Origin of the sequence: Actinospica durhamensis (assembly GCF_018139695.1) — a bacterium.
Taxonomy (GTDB): Bacteria; Actinomycetota; Actinomycetes; order Streptomycetales; family Catenulisporaceae; genus Actinospica; species Actinospica durhamensis.
Map to the genome: position 1 here is coordinate 1 of NZ_JAGSOG010000831.1, position 409 is coordinate 409.

Sequence of the window (409 nt, forward strand, 5' to 3'; positions counted from 1 at the left end):
GAACAGCAGCTCGGCGCGGGCGTCGTCGTTGGAGTCGCACAGTTCCGGGAAGTGCTTGCGCGCCATCACGGTGACTTGCTCGTCGATGTCGCACTGGGTCACGCTCTCCACGCCCTTGTGCTTGAGCACTTCGCGCAGGGTGCCGCAGTCGCCGCCACCGATGATCACCACGCGCTTGGGTGCGGCATGGGTGAACAGCACCGGGTGGCTGATCATCTCGTGGTAGAAGAAGTTGTCCTTGCTGGTCAGCATGATGGCCCCGTCGATGGTCATCAGGTTGCCCCAGTCGGTGGTCTGGAAGATCTCGATCTTCTGGAACGGCGACTGCACCTCGTCCAGCTTGCCGGTGATGCGGTAGCCGATGGCCGAGCCGGTGCGCTCGAAGTGTTCGATGTACCAGTTGTTGCTG

At 62.3% G+C, this 409-nt stretch carries 1 protein-coding gene; it reads right to left on the reverse strand.

Annotated elements, in window-relative coordinates; genetic code table 11:
- Positions 1-409 (reverse strand): spermine/spermidine synthase domain-containing protein (locus KDL01_RS42435; RefSeq protein WP_498038014.1); only part of this gene is annotated, 409 nt, incomplete at both ends.